At 60.9% G+C, this 16,248-nt stretch carries 13 protein-coding genes and 1 riboswitch; of the genes, 8 read left to right on the top strand and 5 right to left on the bottom strand.

The features are described from left to right. Positions 1-417: 417 nt before the first annotated feature. Positions 418-638, top strand: a riboswitch (cobalamin riboswitch). A gap of 121 nt (positions 639-759) precedes the next feature. The 4 genes from M5B98_RS03440 (at position 760) to cobM (ending at position 2,920) form a co-directional block, all read left to right on the top strand. Beyond that, positions 760-957, top strand: coding sequence for a CbtB domain-containing protein (locus tag M5B98_RS03440; RefSeq protein ID WP_016983301.1), 198 nt, complete (start codon positions 760-762; stop codon positions 955-957). An 11-nt stretch (positions 958-968) separates the two neighbouring features. After that, complete coding sequence (locus M5B98_RS03445) at positions 969-1,670, top strand: CbtA family protein (protein ID WP_248741821.1); 702 nt, start codon at positions 969-971, stop codon at positions 1,668-1,670. Continuing rightward, positions 1,667-2,080, top strand: coding sequence for a cobalamin biosynthesis protein (locus M5B98_RS03450; protein WP_248741822.1), 414 nt, complete (start codon positions 1,667-1,669; stop codon positions 2,078-2,080). The genes M5B98_RS03445 and M5B98_RS03450 overlap by 4 nt, the downstream gene beginning before the upstream one ends. A 93-nt stretch (positions 2,081-2,173) precedes the next feature. After that, the gene (gene cobM / locus M5B98_RS03455) at positions 2,174-2,920 is read left to right on the top strand and encodes a precorrin-4 C(11)-methyltransferase (RefSeq protein WP_248741823.1); all 747 of its coding nucleotides are present in this window, start codon (positions 2,174-2,176) and stop codon (positions 2,918-2,920) included. Between the two features lie 85 nt (positions 2,921-3,005). Here the strand turns inward: cobM and nfuA are convergent, their stop codons facing one another. The 3 genes from nfuA to M5B98_RS03470 form a co-directional block, all read right to left on the bottom strand. Beyond that, a complete protein-coding gene (gene nfuA, locus M5B98_RS03460) occupies positions 3,006-3,590 on the bottom strand; it encodes a Fe-S biogenesis protein NfuA (RefSeq protein ID WP_007959519.1) in 585 nt (194 codons plus the stop codon). Between the two features lie 90 nt (positions 3,591-3,680). Beyond that, complete coding sequence (locus tag M5B98_RS03465; RefSeq protein WP_248741824.1) at positions 3,681-4,682, bottom strand: acyltransferase family protein; 1,002 nt, start codon at positions 4,680-4,682, stop codon at positions 3,681-3,683. 59 nt (positions 4,683-4,741) lie between these two features. Beyond that, on the bottom strand, positions 4,742-7,036 hold the full coding sequence (locus M5B98_RS03470) for a fatty acid cis/trans isomerase (protein ID WP_248741825.1): 2,295 nt from the start codon (positions 7,034-7,036) through the stop codon (positions 4,742-4,744). Between the two features lie 158 nt (positions 7,037-7,194). Between M5B98_RS03470 and metH the strand changes: the two genes are divergently transcribed. Further along, the gene (gene metH / locus M5B98_RS03475) at positions 7,195-10,905 is read left to right on the top strand and encodes a methionine synthase (RefSeq protein WP_248741826.1); all 3,711 of its coding nucleotides are present in this window, start codon (positions 7,195-7,197) and stop codon (positions 10,903-10,905) included. Positions 10,906-11,005: 100 nt separating this feature from the next. Next, complete coding sequence (locus M5B98_RS03480) at positions 11,006-11,224, top strand: DUF2970 domain-containing protein (RefSeq protein ID WP_065257810.1); 219 nt, start codon at positions 11,006-11,008, stop codon at positions 11,222-11,224. A gap of 14 nt (positions 11,225-11,238) precedes the next feature. Here M5B98_RS03480 and M5B98_RS03485 read toward each other — a convergent pair whose 3' ends face one another. Next, positions 11,239-12,312: an ABC transporter substrate-binding protein gene (locus tag M5B98_RS03485; protein ID WP_248741827.1), complete on the bottom strand. Its 1,074-nt coding sequence runs from the start codon at positions 12,310-12,312 to the stop codon at positions 11,239-11,241. A 525-nt stretch (positions 12,313-12,837) separates the two neighbouring features. On the opposite strand from M5B98_RS03485, the gene M5B98_RS03490 reads away from it, so the two are divergent. After that, positions 12,838-14,496, top strand: a complete 1,659-nt coding sequence (locus M5B98_RS03490) for a nitrite/sulfite reductase (protein WP_248741828.1) — start codon at positions 12,838-12,840, stop codon at positions 14,494-14,496. Further along, positions 14,480-14,974 carry a DUF934 domain-containing protein gene (locus M5B98_RS03495; RefSeq protein WP_085730747.1) on the top strand — a complete coding sequence of 165 codons (495 nt, stop codon included), beginning with the start codon at positions 14,480-14,482 and terminating at the stop codon, positions 14,972-14,974. The genes M5B98_RS03490 and M5B98_RS03495 overlap by 17 nt, the downstream gene beginning before the upstream one ends. A gap of 61 nt (positions 14,975-15,035) precedes the next feature. Here M5B98_RS03495 and sohB read toward each other — a convergent pair whose 3' ends face one another. Then, positions 15,036-16,058 carry a protease SohB gene (gene sohB / locus M5B98_RS03500; RefSeq protein WP_248741829.1) on the bottom strand — a complete coding sequence of 341 codons (1,023 nt, stop codon included), beginning with the start codon at positions 16,056-16,058 and terminating at the stop codon, positions 15,036-15,038. Positions 16,059-16,248 lie beyond the last annotated feature (190 nt).

The raw sequence follows: 16,248 nt of genomic DNA on the forward strand, positions 1-16,248 counted from the left end.
GCTCGGCCTGCCGAAGGGGCAAAAAATCAAAAGCCAAAGCCAAAGCCAAAGCCAGAGCCAGCCCCCCCCTCACCACGATGAGCGTTAGCTCGAGTACCGCTTTTGATCGCAGGGCCCGTCGGCAGGCTGAGTGGAGGGATTGATTCGGGGTGGGAGCGCAGCGACCGTTTGGCGAAGCCAAACACATCGAGAGGAGGTGCAGCGAAGCAAACCGTAGGCGATGCCCCCGGATCAATCCCGGAGCGAAGGGACACCGAGCCAAAGCGAGGTGCCGAACGTCAGGGTAGAGACCTTTTGGTTACTTTTGGGGCGTTTGCCAAAAGTGACCCGCCGTAAGGGCGGAACCCTAAGCGGCCGTAACCGCAGCAACGGATATGTCCCCAATCCCAATTGACTCAAATCCCCAGCCCATGGTCTCCTACACAACTTGTTACGGGTGCCCTGCAAAGGGTGAAACGGGAAACCGGTGAATCATGTGCTTTACTCTAAAGCCATGTCAGTCCGGTGCTGCCCCCGCAACGGTAAGCGAGAGAGCGTCAGATCCACTGTGCCCACGGGCATGGGAAGGTGACGCTTGCAGGTCGGCAGACAGCCACCCCTCGTGAGCCCGGAGACCGGCCCGCAACACACAGTGCGCATCCTGCGTCACTGAACATAACAAACCCGCGGTGGGCGGGCGCTGTTCGAACCTCTGCGTGCGCGACTCGCAGGGGTTTTCATGCGCTCCATTCACCCGCTGACACTCCAGAGGGAAGCGCCATGTCGATCATCAGCAGCACCGGCAGCAACACGGACAAAATCTCCAGCACCACCACCCTGAGCCAACGCCTGACCGCTGCGATCTTCGCGTCGATCCTGGGCGCAAGCCTGGTCTACTTCGCCGGTTTCTCGCACATCGAAGCGGTGCACAACGCCGCGCACGATACCCGCCACAGCGCCGCGTTCCCGTGCCACTGAGACCTGACGACATGATCAAGCGTATTGCGCAGACCGCAGGTTTCACCGGCCTTCTGGCCGCCCTGCTGCTGACCTTGCTGCAAAGCTTCTGGGTTTCGCCACTGATTCTTCAGGCCGAAACCTACGAGAAGGCCGAACCGGTGGCCGAAGTCCACGAACACGCCGCCGGCACCGCCGCCCACACCCACGATGCCGAAGCCTGGGAACCGGAAAACGGCTGGCAGCGCTTGGTCTCCACCACCGGCGGCAACCTGGTGGTAGCCGTAGGTTTCGCCCTGATGCTGGCGGGGCTGTACACCCTGCGTGCACCGACCAAGACTTCGCAAGGCCTGCTCTGGGGGCTGGCGGGTTACGCGACGTTCGTGCTCGCGCCGACCATGGGTCTGCCACCTGAACTGCCGGGAACCGCTGCCGCAGACCTGGCTTCGCGCCAGATGTGGTGGATCGGCACTGCCGCTTCGACCGCTGTCGGCCTGGCACTGATCGCGTTTGGCGGCAATTGGCTGCTGAAGATCCTCGGTGTGGCGATCCTCGCTGTGCCGCATGTAATCGGCGCGCCGCAACCGGAAGTGCACTCGATGCTCGCCCCGGAAGCACTGGAAGCCCAGTTCAAAATCGCTTCGCAGCTGACCAACGTGGCGTTCTGGCTGGCCCTGGGCCTGATCAGCGCCTGGTTGTTCCGCCGCAAAAGCGATGGTCAATACCACGCATGACCGATGACAGCGCAGCGCCGACCTTCGTGGTCGGCCTGGGCTGCCAGCGCGGCTGCCCGGCCAGTACGCTGCGCGCCTTGCTCGACCAGGCTTTGCAGGCCCACCGTATCGAACTCGAGACGGTCAAGGCCCTGGCCAGCATCGACCTGAAACGCGACGAACCCGGCCTGCAGGAACTGGCGGCGCAACTGGCGCTGCCGTTGCTGTATTTCAGCAGCGAAGAATTGGCCAGTTATCAGCAACGACTGAGTCATCACTCACAAATCGCCTTCGAACGCACCGGTTGCTACGGCGTGGCGGAAAGCGCTGCATTGGCGCTCGCCGAACAACTGATCCAGGCCCCGGCAAAACTGCTGATTTCCCGGCAAAAGTACGCCCAGGCAACCCTGGCATTGGCCGGCGCGGCGTAAATTCCCGATAATCCTCGCTTTCGATCATGAGCGTTCTTCATCTGAAGTGCTTGTGAAGCGTTGCCCTGCCCTTATTTTTCACAGGATTCAGCGATGACCGTTTACTTCATCGGCGCCGGCCCCGGCGACCCGGAATTGATCACTGTCAAAGGCCAGCGACTGATCCGCAGCTGCCCGGTGATCATCTATGCAGGTTCTCTGGTGCCGGCGGCGGTACTGGAAGGTCATTCGGCAGAAACCGTGGTCAACAGCGCCGAATTGCATCTGGAACAGATCATCGACCTGATCAAGACCGCCCACGCCAAGGGCCAGGATGTGGCGCGGGTGCATTCGGGCGATCCGAGTCTGTATGGCGCCATCGGCGAGCAGATTCGTTATCTGCGCGAGCTGCAAATCCCGTTCGAAATCATCCCCGGTGTCACCGCCACCGCCGCCTGCGCGGCGCTATTGGGCGCCGAACTCACGTTGCCGGACATCTCGCAAAGCGTGATCCTGACCCGTTATGCGGACAAGACTGCGATGCCTGTCGGGGAAGAACTGGCCAACCTGGCGCAGCACGGGGCGACCATGGCGATTCATCTGGGGGTCAATCATCTGGAGAAAATCCTCGCCGAGTTGCTGCCGCATTACGGCGCGGATTGCCCGATTGCGGTGATCCACCGGGCGACGTGGCCGGATCAGGACTGGGTCGTCGGGACGCTGGAGGATATTGCCGAGAAGGTGGCGGCCAAGGGGTTTCGGCGTACGGCGTTGATTCTGGTCGGGCGGGTGTTGGGCAGCGATCATTTCAGTGAGTCGTCGCTGTATCGCGCGGGGCATGCACATCTTTACCGCCCATGACGGCCTGCTCGCGATATGGGCGCTGAATTTCTGACATAAAAAAACGGCGCTCACGGGGCGCCGTTTTTTTGTCGCAGCGAACGCCTTAGTAGTAGGCGTTTTCTTTCTGCGTGTGGTCGGTCACGTCGCGAACGCCCTTGAGCTCCGGAATGCGCTCGAGCAAGGTGCGCTCGATGCCTTCCTTCAGGGTCACGTCCGCCTGGCCGCAGCCCTGGCAACCGCCGCCGAACTGCAGCACGGCAATGCCGTCTTCAACCACATCGATCAGGCTGACCTGGCCGCCGTGGCTGGCCAGCCCCGGGTTGATTTCGGTTTGCAGGTAATAGTTGATGCGCTCGTTGATCGGGCTGTCGGCGTTGACCATAGGTACTTTGGCGTTAGGCGCCTTGATGGTCAGCTGGCCGCCCATGCGGTCGGTGGCGTAGTCGACGACAGCATCGTCGAGGAACGCTTCGCTGAACGAGTCGATATAGGCAGTGAAGCTTTTCAGCCCCAGCGCGGTATCTTCAGGTTTCTCTTCGCCCGGCTTGCAATAGGCAATGCAGGTTTCGGCGTACTGGGTGCCAGGCTGGGTGATGAAGACGCGGATGCCGATACCCGGGGTGTTCTGCTTGGACAGCAGATCGGCCAGGTAATCATGGGCGGCGTCGGTAATGGTAATAGCGGTCATGGAAACTCCTCGCAGGCTTGGGCGGAGTTTACGCCAATCGGCGCGCGGCACAAAGTCCTAGTATTTACGTAGGAATAGTTCGCAAATCGGCTAAGCGCCAGGTTCGCCGTCAATCCGCGCTTTAAGCCACTGATAGCTGCGCTTTTCTATCCATTCGTAGCTCAGCCACGAACCGATACCGATGGCCAGCGCACAGACAATAAACATCAAATACGGGTTGATCCCGTAACGTCGGGCCAGATAACCGCCGGCCGACAGTACCAGCACGTGCATCAGATATACCGAGTACGAACAGTCGCCCAGTAGCTTGAGCAGCCTGTTGCGTTCGACATAACGCTCCAGCGCCATGCATCCCATGACCAGCACCGCGCTGGGTACGCCCCAATTCAGCAATCGGGGTTGCGGCGGCAGGTGATAGATCGCCAGCAGCGCCGCACCGATCCCCAGCAACGGCAACCAGAGCGCCGGGCCGATCCAGCCGCGACGATAGAGCATGCCGATGCCGATCCCCAGCAGGAATTCGTAAACGATGTCCGAGCGATAGAACTCGCTGACCCAGCCAAACCCGGTCCAGGCCTGACACACCGCAAACAACAGCGCCGCGACCACCAGCAAACGCACTTGCAGCCGAAACAACAGTGCCCAGGCGAACAACACGTAGAACAGCATTTCGTAGTTCAGCGTCCAGCCGACATTCAGGGTCGGATAGATCCCGTAGCCACCGGGGTTTTCCGTCGGGATAAACAGCAACGAAAGCAGCAAATGACGCCAGTCCACCGTCTGATCCGGCAGCAACGGCCGGGCAAAAACCACCAGCAACGCCATCAGCACGGTGTAGAGCCAATACGCCGGAACAATCCGAAACACCCGATACAGCAGAAACCGCGCAGGCGGCAGCGCCTTGCCTTCGGTGGACAGGAAAATCACCAGCCCACTGATCACGAAAAAGATATCGACGCCTACGGCGCCCTTGTCGATAAACAGCTGCCCTATCGGCCCGCGCGCCTTGAAGTCGAAGAAAATCTGCATGAAGTGATGGCAGACCACCGTCCACGCGGCGAGCGCTCGCAGGGCCTGCACTGAAATCAACATCGATGGCGCTCCCGATCCCGTACTTCACAGGATTGGGACAGCGGCCATCGTTCAAACGATCAAAGATTCTCGTACCGGTTCATATCCAGCACGCCCTCTTCCACGGGGTCGGTTTCGTGGAGGTACTGACTCAAGTCGTGGAAATAGAACCAGAACTGCGGATGGCTGCGGCGGATGCCCCAACGTTCGACGATCTTCTCGAACTGCGGCGCATCCCTGGCGCTTTCCATGGCGTCGACAAACGCCGGCACCTGATCCGCCGGGATGTTGAACATGAAATTCGGGTAGCTGCTGAGCACGCCCGGATAAATGGTCAGGGTGTCGAGCCCCGGCTGGTAGCGCAGGGACTCACCGAGCAGGAACGCCACGTTGCTGTGGGCGCGGTTGCGCAGCAGGCTGTAGACCTCGCGTTTGCCACTGCGGGTTTCGATGCGCAGCATGGTCGCTTCCGGCAATTGGTCGATCACCTTCAGACCGGCTGCAGGTCGCGCCGTCAGGCGGCTCAGGGCCTGTTCGGCGTTTTGCAGCGCCGGGTCGATGTTCGGCCGCGAGCAATAGGCATCTACGCAGCGGTTGATCGGATCGGGCCGTGCGTTGAGGTCGCCGTAACGAGCGAGCAACTGCATGGCGAAGTCGTGTTTCGGGTCTTTTTCGTCGAGTTTCAGCGCGGTCGGCTTGTCATCATCGATGGACTCGTAATCCAGCCACATCTTGAACTGGCCGCTGCTCTGGTACCAATCGTCAAGGTAATCCTCGCGGGAGTCTGCCGGCATCAGGCGCAGGAAGTTCTGTTCGGCGCCGTTGCGGATCAGGTCGAAGTACAGGCGGGTCTGCGCCTGATGGGAGACGTTGCCGAACACGTCGAAATTCACCGCCAACTGGTAGTAAGTACGTTCCAGCAGCGGATAGTCAAACAGCCACATGGTCTGCGGCACCTCGCCGATCAGGCCTTTGGTCACCGAGGCGCTGTCGAAGTGGCGGAAGATACTCAACAGTGCGTTGTCGTTGCCCGCCCACAGGGTCGACCAGCTCGGCGCCGGCAGTTCGGCGTAGCTGTCACGGCGCAGGGCTTCGTACTTGTTGCGCTTGTTGCGGTAGTCGTGCCACAGGCTCAGAACGCTGCCGACATCGTCGTTCTGCCCCGGCATGGCCAGTAACGGCGTGGCCTGGCCGCGATAGTTCGGGTCGGTGATGTACAGGTCATGTTCCGGCGCCTGGAACAGCGCCCAGAAGTTGTCGCGGATCACGTCGGTCGCGATCTGCCCGCGACACACCGGGCCGCGAATGAAGGTACGCACGAAGTATTCGGCGTTATCGAGCATGAACTGATACCGCGCCTGCGCCGGAATCGCCTCGAAGGTGGCGAACGGATTGGCCCGGCTCTGCGGCCCGTAGCCCGGCAGCGCATGCACCTGCCAATTGCCGTTGTAGAACAGGCTCTTGACCCGCGCCATCTTCGCCGCGCTCAACGGATAGGTGATGTGGGTCTTGTGCACGATCACGCCTTGCACCGGCCACAGGCGGTAATAGACCTGAGTGCCCGGATCGTCGTTAGGGCGGCGGGTGGCGATCAGATCGATCGGCTGGCCGGTCGGCGTGCGCGAACGCACCCACTGGAAGAAATGTCCCGGCTCACCGTCCTTGAAGTAGATGTGCGCCAGGAACCAGTGCTCGAACAGCCAGCGCCCGACCAGGCTTTCCCGCGCGCCGGGCTGGTTGAGCAGGTTTTCCCACTGCACGATCTGCAGCGCTTCCTTGGCGCTCGGCGCCAGGCCTTGCTCATCGATCGGCGCGCCGGACGCCAGCCAGCGCTGCAATGTCTGGTATTGCTGATCGGTCAGGCCGGTGACCGCCAGCGGCATGCCCTCTTTCGGGTGGGCGCCGGCATAGCCGTCGAACTCGGCGGGCATCGCACACATGTTTTCCCGTTGCAGGCCGAGGACGATGTCTTCCGGCAGTTTGGCATTGGGCGTCAGCGGCGTTTTGTGCCCCAGTTCCAGCATGCGCGCCATCAGCGCCGCCTGACTGCCCTGGGCGTCGAGCACCGAATAGAAGTCTTTTTGTTGCCAGGCGCGTTTGCCAAAAGCGTCGTAGAACAGCCGCGTGGTCGGCGCCGCTTGCGTACGCTCGCCGTCGTAGACCGGCATCTTGCTCGCGCCACGGGCCGCGCCTTCACCGCTGCCCAGGTTCAGCTGACAGGCCGAGTCGTAGCACGCATGGCAGGCCACGCACTTCTCGGTGAAGATCGGCTGGATGTCGCGGGTGTAAGAAATCGTAGGCGAGATCGCAGGACTTTGCGCCGCCGCGCCAAAGCTCAAAAACAGCAACACCATGCTGACGACGCGGTACGACATATCCCTGATCCTGATCCTGAATAAAAACGCCGCGATTCTACCGTTATGACGCCCGTACCAACATGAGCGATATTCATGCAAAAGCGCCACATGCTCTAAATCCGCACAGGTTTGTTATGATCCCGCTCCTTCGTCATGGTCTTTTTCGAGTAGTCCCAATGTCCGATCGCAGCGTCCGCCTTCAAGCTCTCAAGCAAGCCCTCAAAGAGCGCATCCTGATACTCGATGGCGGTATGGGCACGATGATCCAGAGCTACAAGCTCGAAGAACAGGATTATCGCGGCAAGCGTTTCGCCGACTGGCCGAGCGACGTCAAGGGCAACAACGACCTGCTGGTCATTACTCGTCCCGACGTGATCGGCGGCATCGAGAAAGCCTACCTGGATGCCGGCGCCGACATCCTGGAAACCAACACCTTCAACGCCACCCGCATTTCCATGGCCGATTACGGCATGGAAGAGCTGGCCTACGAACTCAACGTAGAAGGCGCACGACTGGCGCGCAAGGTCGCCGACGCCAAGACCGCCGAGAACCCGGACAAGCCGCGTTTCGTCGCCGGCGTCCTCGGCCCGACCAGCCGTACCTGCTCGCTGTCGCCGGACGTCAACAACCCGGGCTACCGCAACGTCACCTTCGATGAACTGGTGGAAAACTACACCGAGGCCACCAAAGGCCTGATCGAGGGCGGCGCCGACCTGATCCTGATCGAAACCATCTTCGACACCCTCAACGCCAAGGCTGCGATCTTCGCTGTGCAAGGCGTGTTCGAAGAGCTGCACATCGAATTGCCGATCATGATTTCCGGCACCATCACCGACGCCTCCGGCCGGACCCTGTCGGGCCAGACCACCGAAGCGTTCTGGAACTCCGTGGCCCACGCCAAGCCGATTTCGGTCGGTCTGAACTGCGCCCTCGGCGCCCGTGAACTGCGTCCGTACCTGGAAGAGCTGTCGGACAAGGCCAGCACCCACGTCTCGGCGCACCCGAACGCCGGCCTGCCGAACGAGTTCGGCGAATACGACGAGCTGCCGGTGGACACCGCAAAAGTCATCGAAGAATTCGCCCAGAGCGGTTTCCTCAACATCGTCGGCGGTTGCTGCGGCACCACCCCGGGCCACATCGAAGCCATCGCCAAAGCCGTCGCCGGCTACGCGCCACGGCAGATTCCGGACATTCCGAAGGCCTGCCGCCTGTCGGGTCTGGAACCGTTCACCATCGATCGCAGCTCGCTGTTCGTCAACGTCGGCGAGCGGACCAACATTACCGGTTCCGCGAAATTCGCCCGTCTGATCCGCGAAGACAACTACACCGAAGCCCTGGAAGTCGCTCTGCAGCAGGTCGAGGCCGGCGCCCAGGTGATCGACATCAACATGGACGAAGGGATGCTCGATTCGAAGAAGGCCATGGTGACCTTCCTCAATCTGATCGCCGGCGAGCCGGACATCTCCCGCGTACCGATCATGATCGACTCCTCGAAATGGGAAGTGATCGAAGCCGGCCTCAAGTGCATCCAGGGCAAGGGCATCGTCAACTCGATCAGCATGAAAGAAGGCGTCGAGCAGTTCATCCACCATGCCAAGCTGTGCAAACGCTACGGCGCTGCGGTGGTGGTGATGGCGTTCGACGAAGCCGGCCAGGCCGACACCGAAGCGCGCAAGAAAGAAATCTGCAAACGCTCCTACGACATTCTGGTCAACGAAGTCGGCTTCCCGCCGGAAGACATCATCTTCGACCCGAACATCTTCGCTGTGGCCACCGGTATCGAAGAACACAACAACTACGCTGTGGACTTCATCAACGCCTGCGCCTACATCCGCGACGAGCTGCCGTATGCCCTGAGCTCCGGTGGCGTGTCCAACGTGTCGTTCTCGTTCCGTGGCAACAACCCGGTGCGCGAGGCGATCCACTCGGTGTTCCTGCTGTACGCGATCCGCGCCGGCCTGACCATGGGTATCGTCAATGCCGGACAGCTGGAGATCTACGACCAGATCCCGCAGGAGCTGCGCGACGCCGTCGAGGACGTGATCCTCAACCGCACCCCGGAAGGCACCGATGCCCTCCTCGCCATCGCCGACAAGTACAAGGGCGACGGCAGCGTCAAGGAAGCCGAGACCGAAGAATGGCGCAGCTGGGACGTCAACAAGCGTCTGGAGCACGCACTGGTCAAGGGCATCACCACCCACATCGTCGAGGACACCGAAGAGTCCCGTCAGTCCTTCGCCCGCCCGATCGAAGTGATCGAAGGCCCGCTGATGTCCGGCATGAACATCGTCGGTGACCTGTTCGGCGCCGGCAAAATGTTCCTGCCGCAGGTGGTGAAATCCGCCCGCGTGATGAAGCAGGCCGTGGCTCACCTGATTCCGTTCATCGAACTGGAAAAAGGCGACAAGCCGGAAGCCAAGGGCAAGATCCTGATGGCCACCGTGAAAGGCGACGTGCACGACATCGGCAAGAACATCGTCGGCGTGGTGCTGGGTTGCAACGGCTACGACATCGTCGATCTCGGCGTGATGGTGCCGGCGGAGAAGATCCTGCAGGTGGCCCGCGAAGAGAAATGCGACATCATCGGCCTGTCCGGCCTGATCACTCCGTCGCTGGACGAAATGGTCCACGTGGCCCGCGAGATGCAGCGCCAGGACTTCCACCTGCCGCTGATGATCGGCGGCGCGACCACCTCCAAGGCGCACACGGCGGTGAAGATCGAGCCGAAGTACAGCAACGACGCGGTGGTCTACGTCACCGACGCCTCCCGCGCCGTAGGCGTGGCGACGCAATTGCTGTCCAAGGAACTCAAGGCCGGTTTCGTCGAGAAGACCCGCGAAGAGTACGTCGAAGTCCGCGAGCGCACGTCCAATCGCAGCGCCCGTACCGAACGCCTGAGCTACGCCGCCTCGATCGCGAAAAAACCGCAGTTCGACTGGGCCTCCTACACACCGGTCAAACCGACGTTCACCGGCACCCGCGTGCTGGACAACATCGACCTCAACATCCTGGCCGAGTACATCGACTGGACGCCGTTCTTCATCTCCTGGGACCTGGCCGGCAAATTCCCGCGCATCCTCGAAGACGAAGTGGTCGGTGAAGCCGCGACTTCGCTGTACAAGGACGCCCGCGAGATGCTCACCAAGCTGATCGACGAGAAACTGATCAGCGCCCGTGCGGTGTTCGGTTTCTGGCCGGCCAATCAGGTGCACGACGACGATATCGAGCTGTACGGCGACGACGGCAAGCCAATGGCGCGCCTGCATCACCTGCGCCAGCAGATCATCAAAACCGACGGCAAGCCGAACTTCTCCCTGGCCGACTTCGTTGCGCCGAAGGACAGCGAAGTGACCGACTATGTCGGTGGTTTCATCACCACCGCCGGGATCGGCGCCGAGGAAGTGGCCAAGGCTTATCAGGACGCTGGCGACGACTACAACTCGATCATGGTCAAGGCCCTGGCCGACCGTCTGGCCGAAGCCTGCGCCGAATGGCTGCACCAGCAAGTGCGTAAAGAGCACTGGGGTTATGCCAAGGACGAAGCCCTCGACAACGAGGCGCTGATCAAAGAGCAGTATTCCGGCATCCGTCCTGCCCCGGGTTACCCGGCGTGCCCGGATCACACCGAGAAGGCTACGCTGTTCGCCCTGCTCGACCCCGAGGCGCAGGAGATGCGCGCAGGCCGCAGCGGCGTGTTCCTGACCGAGCACTACGCAATGTTCCCGGCGGCGGCGGTCAGTGGCTGGTACTTCGCCCATCCGCAGGCGCAATACTTCGCCGTGGGCAAGATCGACAAGGATCAGGTGCAGAGCTACACCTCGCGCAAAGGCCAGGAACTGAGCCTGACCGAACGCTGGCTGGCGCCGAACCTGGGTTACGACAGCTAACCCGGAGCCCGAACAAAAGACCGCAGCCTGCCCCGCAGGCTGCGGTCTTTTTTCATGGGTTGGCTATGCTTGTCTGACACACACGGCAGACGAGGGATTTATGGACGATCCAGTCGACAACAAGCCACCGACCTTCTGGCAGATGCTGCACAGCGTCATGGCAGCGGCGTTCGGCGTGCAGAGCGGCAAGAACCGGGCAAGGGACTTCACCCATGGCAAGCCCAGCCATTTCATCTTCCTGGGCATTGCGTTCACGGCGGTGTTCGCCCTGACGCTGTTTGGCATCGTGCAACTGGTGGTGCATCTGGCGGGCGCCTGAACCGCCTCAGTGCATCAGTGCATCAGGGTCTGCAGGTTGAACGGATAGCGGTACGAGGCCGGGCGGCCCTTCGCCGACATCTTGTGAAAGTGCACGCCGTAATCCGGCGACGTGCCCATGGCCAGCATTCGGCGGGCATGATCCTTGTCGATCAATTGCAGCAAGGGAATCTGCCGGTCGCGGCCACCGTAGCGGTTCAGGTCGACGCCCTGTGCATGGTCGTGCACTTCCACCAGCGCCCAGCCTCCCAGGGTGAAATGACCGCCGAGCAAGGCGCTCAAGCGTCCGTCGATCATGGCCTGCAACGCCGCAGGCGAGGTATTGACCGCGCTGAACAGCACGTCTTTGCCCGGCACTTTCCCGATCTCTGAAACCGCTCGCATCGCGCCGAAGGCCATTTCGTCGTTGGCCGCCCATACCAATGACACCTTGGGGTAACGAACCAGCAACTGCCGGGCCTGCTCGTAAGCGCGCTGCTGTGTCCAGCCGCCGTAGACCAGTTGCCGCAAACGGACTTCAGGATGTTCGGCCAGCGCCCGCTGCATGCCCTGCTCGCGCAACTGCGACGACGGTGTGATCTTCAGGCCGGAGAACGCCAGCAGTTCAATGCTTGCGCCGGGGGCCACCGGTGGATGCAGGCGGATCAACTCCTTCATCAACAGGTAACCGCCCTCCTCGTCATTGGGCACGAGGCTGCCGATGCGGTCGGCCCGATCCCCGACCAATGCCTGTTGGTTGGGAGTCAAGGCAGCGTTGACGATAAACAGCTTCACCCCGCTCTGATTGGCCATGCGCAGGATCTGCGGCGCGATGTATTGCTCGTTGGCGAACATCAGATAATCGGGACGATCAGGCCCCTGCAAGGCTACCCGGGCCTGGGCCAGGGTCATTTCGGGCTGACGCTGGGAATAGAGGATACGTAGATCGACACCCAGATCCCGGGCGGCGGCCTGCATGAATTGCGAGTAGCTGACCCAGAACGCTTCGTCAGTGGCACCCGGATTCAGAAACAGCACAGACTCTGCCCGCGCGCCGGCTCCGAAGGCCAGGCCCAGCACAAGCAGACAGATGTGAAGAAACTTGAACATGAAACATCCGGGCCCGGGGAAAAATGGCCGCGCATTATAGCCATTCAATCGCCGGCCATTAGCGCCTGATCCCGCTTTTTGTCCGACAATCGTCGGAAGCGGGCCCGGAGGGGTCGTTTTACTGATGACTGACCCAGAACACCGCTGTGCCCACGACCAGAATGATCAGGAACAGAATGGCCCACGCATCGACACTGCTATCGCTTTTCCTTGCCTTGGTTGGATTGCTCATTGCATCGCCTCTTGTCGGTTTTATCGGTGATTGCAGAAAGACTCGACCACAGTTAAGACGATGATTGTCCGCACGACAAATGTGGGTTAGTTGACACCCGTTCTCGTTAGGCGATTTGGTTCTTTACATATACTCAAACATCACTTTTGCGCATAACTGCAAACGGGTATATTGCCCCGGCTCCATTAGGGAGTGCGCGGCCGTGCGCGCGTAATTGCCGAGGCACCATCGGACTCCAGCAAGCGAAAACGCAGCGTTTTCCGAGTAGCCCAAAGCCTGAGAACAGGACTTATATGTACGTATACGACGAGTACGATCAGCGGATCATCGAGGACCGCGTCAAGCAGTTCCGTGATCAGACCCGACGCTATCTGGCAGGTGAGCTGAGCGAAGAAGAATTCCGCCCCCTGCGCCTGCAGAATGGCCTGTACATCCAGCGTTTCGCGCCGATGTTGCGGGTGGCGGTGCCTTACGGCCAGCTGACCTCGCGTCAGATGCGCATGATGGCCAAGATTGCCCGCGACTACGACAAGGGCTACGCCCACATCAGTACTCGCCAGAACGTGCAGTTCAACTGGCCGGCGGTCGAAGACATCCCGGACATCCTCGCCGAGCTGGCCACCGTGCAGATGCACGCGATCCAGACCAGCGGCAACTGCCTGCGCAACGTCACTACCGACCAGTTCGCCGGTGTCGCGGCCGACGAGTTGATCGACCCGCGTCCATGGTGCGAAATCGTTCGTCAATGGACCACGTTCCACCCGGAATTCGCCTACCTGCCGCGCAAGTTCAAGATTGCCGTCAACGGTTCGACTTCCGACCGTGCGGCCATCGAAGTCCACGACATCGGTCTCGAGCCGGTGCACAACGCCGCTGGCGAACTCGGTTTCCGCGTACTGGTCGGTGGCGGCCTGGGCCGTACTCCGGTGGTTGGCGCGTTCATCAACGAGTTCCTGCCATGGCAGGACCTGTTGAGCTACCTCGACGCGATCCTGCGGGTCTACAACCGCTACGGCCGTCGTGACAACAAATACAAGGCGCGGATCAAGATCCTCGTCAAGGCGCTGACTCCAGAAGTCTTCGCCCAGAAAGTCGATGCCGAGATGGAACACCTGCGCGGCGGCCAGACCACGCTGACCGAAGCCGAAGTGCATCGCGTCGCCAAACACTTCGTCGACCCGGACTATAAAGCACTGAGCAATCAGGACGCCGAACTGGCCGCCCTCGACAAAGAGCATCCGGGCTTCGCCCGCTGGCGCACCCGCAACACCCTCGCGCACAAGAAGCCAGGCTATGTGGCCGTAACCCTGTCCCTGAAACCGACCGGTGTTGCACCGGGCGACATCACCGACAAACAGCTCGATGCCGTCGCCGACCTGGCGGACCGCTACAGCTACGGTCAACTGCGCACCTCCCACGAGCAGAACATCATTCTCGCCGACGTCGAGCAGAGCCAGTTGTTCACCCTGTGGGGCGAGTTGCGTGAAGGCGGTTTCGCCACGCCGAACATCGGCCTGCTGACCGACATCATCTGCTGCCCTGGCGGTGATTTCTGCTCTCTGGCCAACGCCAAGTCGATCCCGATCGCCGAATCGATCCAGCGCCGTTTCGATGACCTGGACTACCTGTTCGACATCGGTGAACTGGACCTGAACATCTCCGGCTGCATGAACGCCTGCGGTCACCACCACGTCGGCCACATCGGTATCCTCGGTGTGGACAAGAAAGGTGAAGAGTTCTATCAGGTCTCCCTCGGCGGCAGCGCCAGCCGTGATGCCAGCCTGGGCAAGATCCTCGGCCCGTCGTTCGCTCAGGACGACATGCCGGATGTGATCTCCAAGCTGATCGACGTGTACGTGGAACAGCGCACCGAAGACGAGCGCTTCATCGACACCTACCAGCGTATTGGCATCGACCTCTTCAAGGAACGCGTCTATGCAGCGAATCATTAAGAACAACGAGGTCGTCGACGAAACCTGGCACCTGCTGCCCAAGGATTTCAACATCGACGAGATCAGCAACTGTGACGACCTGATCGTCCCGTTGCAGCTGTGGCGTGAACACGCCCGCATGCTCAAGGCCCGCGATGGCGGCCTGGGTGTGTGGCTGGACGCCGACGAAGAAGCCGAGGAAATCGGCGACGACGTGGATCAGTTCCAGGTCATCGCCCTGAACTTCCCGGCGTTCACCGATGGCCGCAACTACTCCAACGCCCGCCTGCTGCGTGACCGTTACGGGTTCAAAGGTGAGCTGCGGGCGATTGGCGACGTGCTGCGCGATCAGTTGTTCTACATGCGCCGCTGCGGTTTCGATGCCTTCGCCCTGCGCGCAGACAAAGACCCGTACGACGCCCTTGAAAGCCTCAAGGACTTCTCGGTGACCTATCAGGCCGCCACTGACGAACCGCTGCCGCTGTTCCGTCGCCGGTAAATCCCCGGGGCGTACTCAAAAAAAACGCCGGTCATTCGACCGGCGTTTTTTTATGCCCGTTTTACCAGAAACGTTGCTGGGTCAACCGGCTCCACCAACTCAACAGCAGACGGTCCACCGAACCGCTGGCCGCCATGCCGATGCGTTCCTGCAGGCTTTTGCGCTCGGCGTAGTGCAGGTGATAGACCTCGGATTTTTTCGCCCGGTCCGCCAGGTATTCGTCACTGGTCTTGAGTTCGTCCACCAGTTGTTTTTCCAGCGCCGCAAGGCCGAGCCAGACTTCACCGGTGGCGACTTCGTCGATCGCCAGCTGCGGGCGATAACGGGCGACGAAGTTCTTGAACAGCTGATGGGTAATGTCCAGGTCTTCCTGGAATTTCTCCCGACCCCTCTCGGTGTTTTCGCCGAACACGGTCAGGGTGCGTTTGTATTCGCCGGCGGTCAGCACTTCGAAGTCGATGTCATGCTTTTTCAGCAGGCGGTTGACGTTCGGCAACTGCGCAACCACGCCGATGGAACCAAGAATCGCGAATGGCGCGCTGATGATCTTCTCGCCGATGCACGCCATCATGTAGCCGCCGCTGGCAGCGACCTTGTCGATGCACACGGTCAACGGCACGCCGGCTTCACGGATACGCGCCAGTTGCGACGAGGCCAGACCGTAGCTGTGCACCATGCCGCCACCGCTTTCGAGACGCAGGACGACTTCGTCCTTCGGTGTGGCCAGGGTCAGCAGTGCGGTGATTTCATGACGCAAGCTTTCGGTGGCGGAGGCCTTGATGTCGCCATCGAAATCCAGCACGAACACCCGGGGTTTGCTTTCGGGGTGCTTCTTCTGTTTTTTCTCGGATTTGGCCTCGCCCTTGCGCAAGGCCTTGAGCTGATCCTTGTCGAGCAGGCTTTGCTCCAGGCGTTCACGCAAGCCTTTATAGAAATCGTTGAGCTTGCTGACCTGCAGCTGACCCGCGGCTTTGCGCCGGCCCTTGCTGCGCAACGCAGCGAAACTGGCCAGCACCACCAGAATGGCGATGACCAGTGTGACGGTCTTGGCCAGGAAGCTGGCGTATTCAGTCAAAAACTCCACAGTGACTCCTTCAAACGATGCGCCGTTGAAAAACGCGCGCGGGGATGACTCCAGCATACCCATGCACCGCCTCGTCGGCCAGCCGTGAAACCTCTGGAAACAGCCCTGTAACGGGCATTTCAAACAAGCGTATGTTTTTTCATTGACAGCTCTCCGTCATCCCCATAACCTCGCCACAACCTTCAACGTA

The sequence above is a fragment of the Pseudomonas sp. MWU12-3088 genome (assembly GCF_023242405.1).
Taxonomy (GTDB): Bacteria; Pseudomonadota; Gammaproteobacteria; order Pseudomonadales; family Pseudomonadaceae; genus Aquipseudomonas; species Aquipseudomonas kribbensis.

Bases quoted from the DNA above. Each gene is read 5' to 3' on its own strand.
- M5B98_RS03470 (WP_248741825.1), bottom strand. From the start codon at position 7,036: ATGTCGTACCGCGTCGTCAGCATGGTGTTGCTGTTTTTGAGCTTTGGC.
- M5B98_RS03450 (WP_248741822.1), top strand. From the start codon at position 1,667: ATGACCGATGACAGCGCAGCGCCGACCTTCGTGGTCGGCCTGGGCTGC.
- M5B98_RS03490 (WP_248741828.1), top strand. From the start codon at position 12,838: ATGTACGTATACGACGAGTACGATCAGCGGATCATCGAGGACCGCGTC.
- metH (WP_248741826.1), top strand. From the start codon at position 7,195: ATGTCCGATCGCAGCGTCCGCCTTCAAGCTCTCAAGCAAGCCCTCAAA.
- cobM (WP_248741823.1), top strand. From the start codon at position 2,174: ATGACCGTTTACTTCATCGGCGCCGGCCCCGGCGACCCGGAATTGATC.
- M5B98_RS03440 (WP_016983301.1), top strand. From the start codon at position 760: ATGTCGATCATCAGCAGCACCGGCAGCAACACGGACAAAATCTCCAGC.
- M5B98_RS03445 (WP_248741821.1), top strand. From the start codon at position 969: ATGATCAAGCGTATTGCGCAGACCGCAGGTTTCACCGGCCTTCTGGCC.
- M5B98_RS03465 (WP_248741824.1), bottom strand. From the start codon at position 4,682: ATGTTGATTTCAGTGCAGGCCCTGCGAGCGCTCGCCGCGTGGACGGTG.
- M5B98_RS03485 (WP_248741827.1), bottom strand. From the start codon at position 12,312: ATGTTCAAGTTTCTTCACATCTGTCTGCTTGTGCTGGGCCTGGCCTTC.
- nfuA (WP_007959519.1), bottom strand. From the start codon at position 3,590: ATGACCGCTATTACCATTACCGACGCCGCCCATGATTACCTGGCCGAT.
- M5B98_RS03480 (WP_065257810.1), top strand. From the start codon at position 11,006: ATGGACGATCCAGTCGACAACAAGCCACCGACCTTCTGGCAGATGCTG.
- M5B98_RS03495 (WP_085730747.1), top strand. From the start codon at position 14,480: ATGCAGCGAATCATTAAGAACAACGAGGTCGTCGACGAAACCTGGCAC.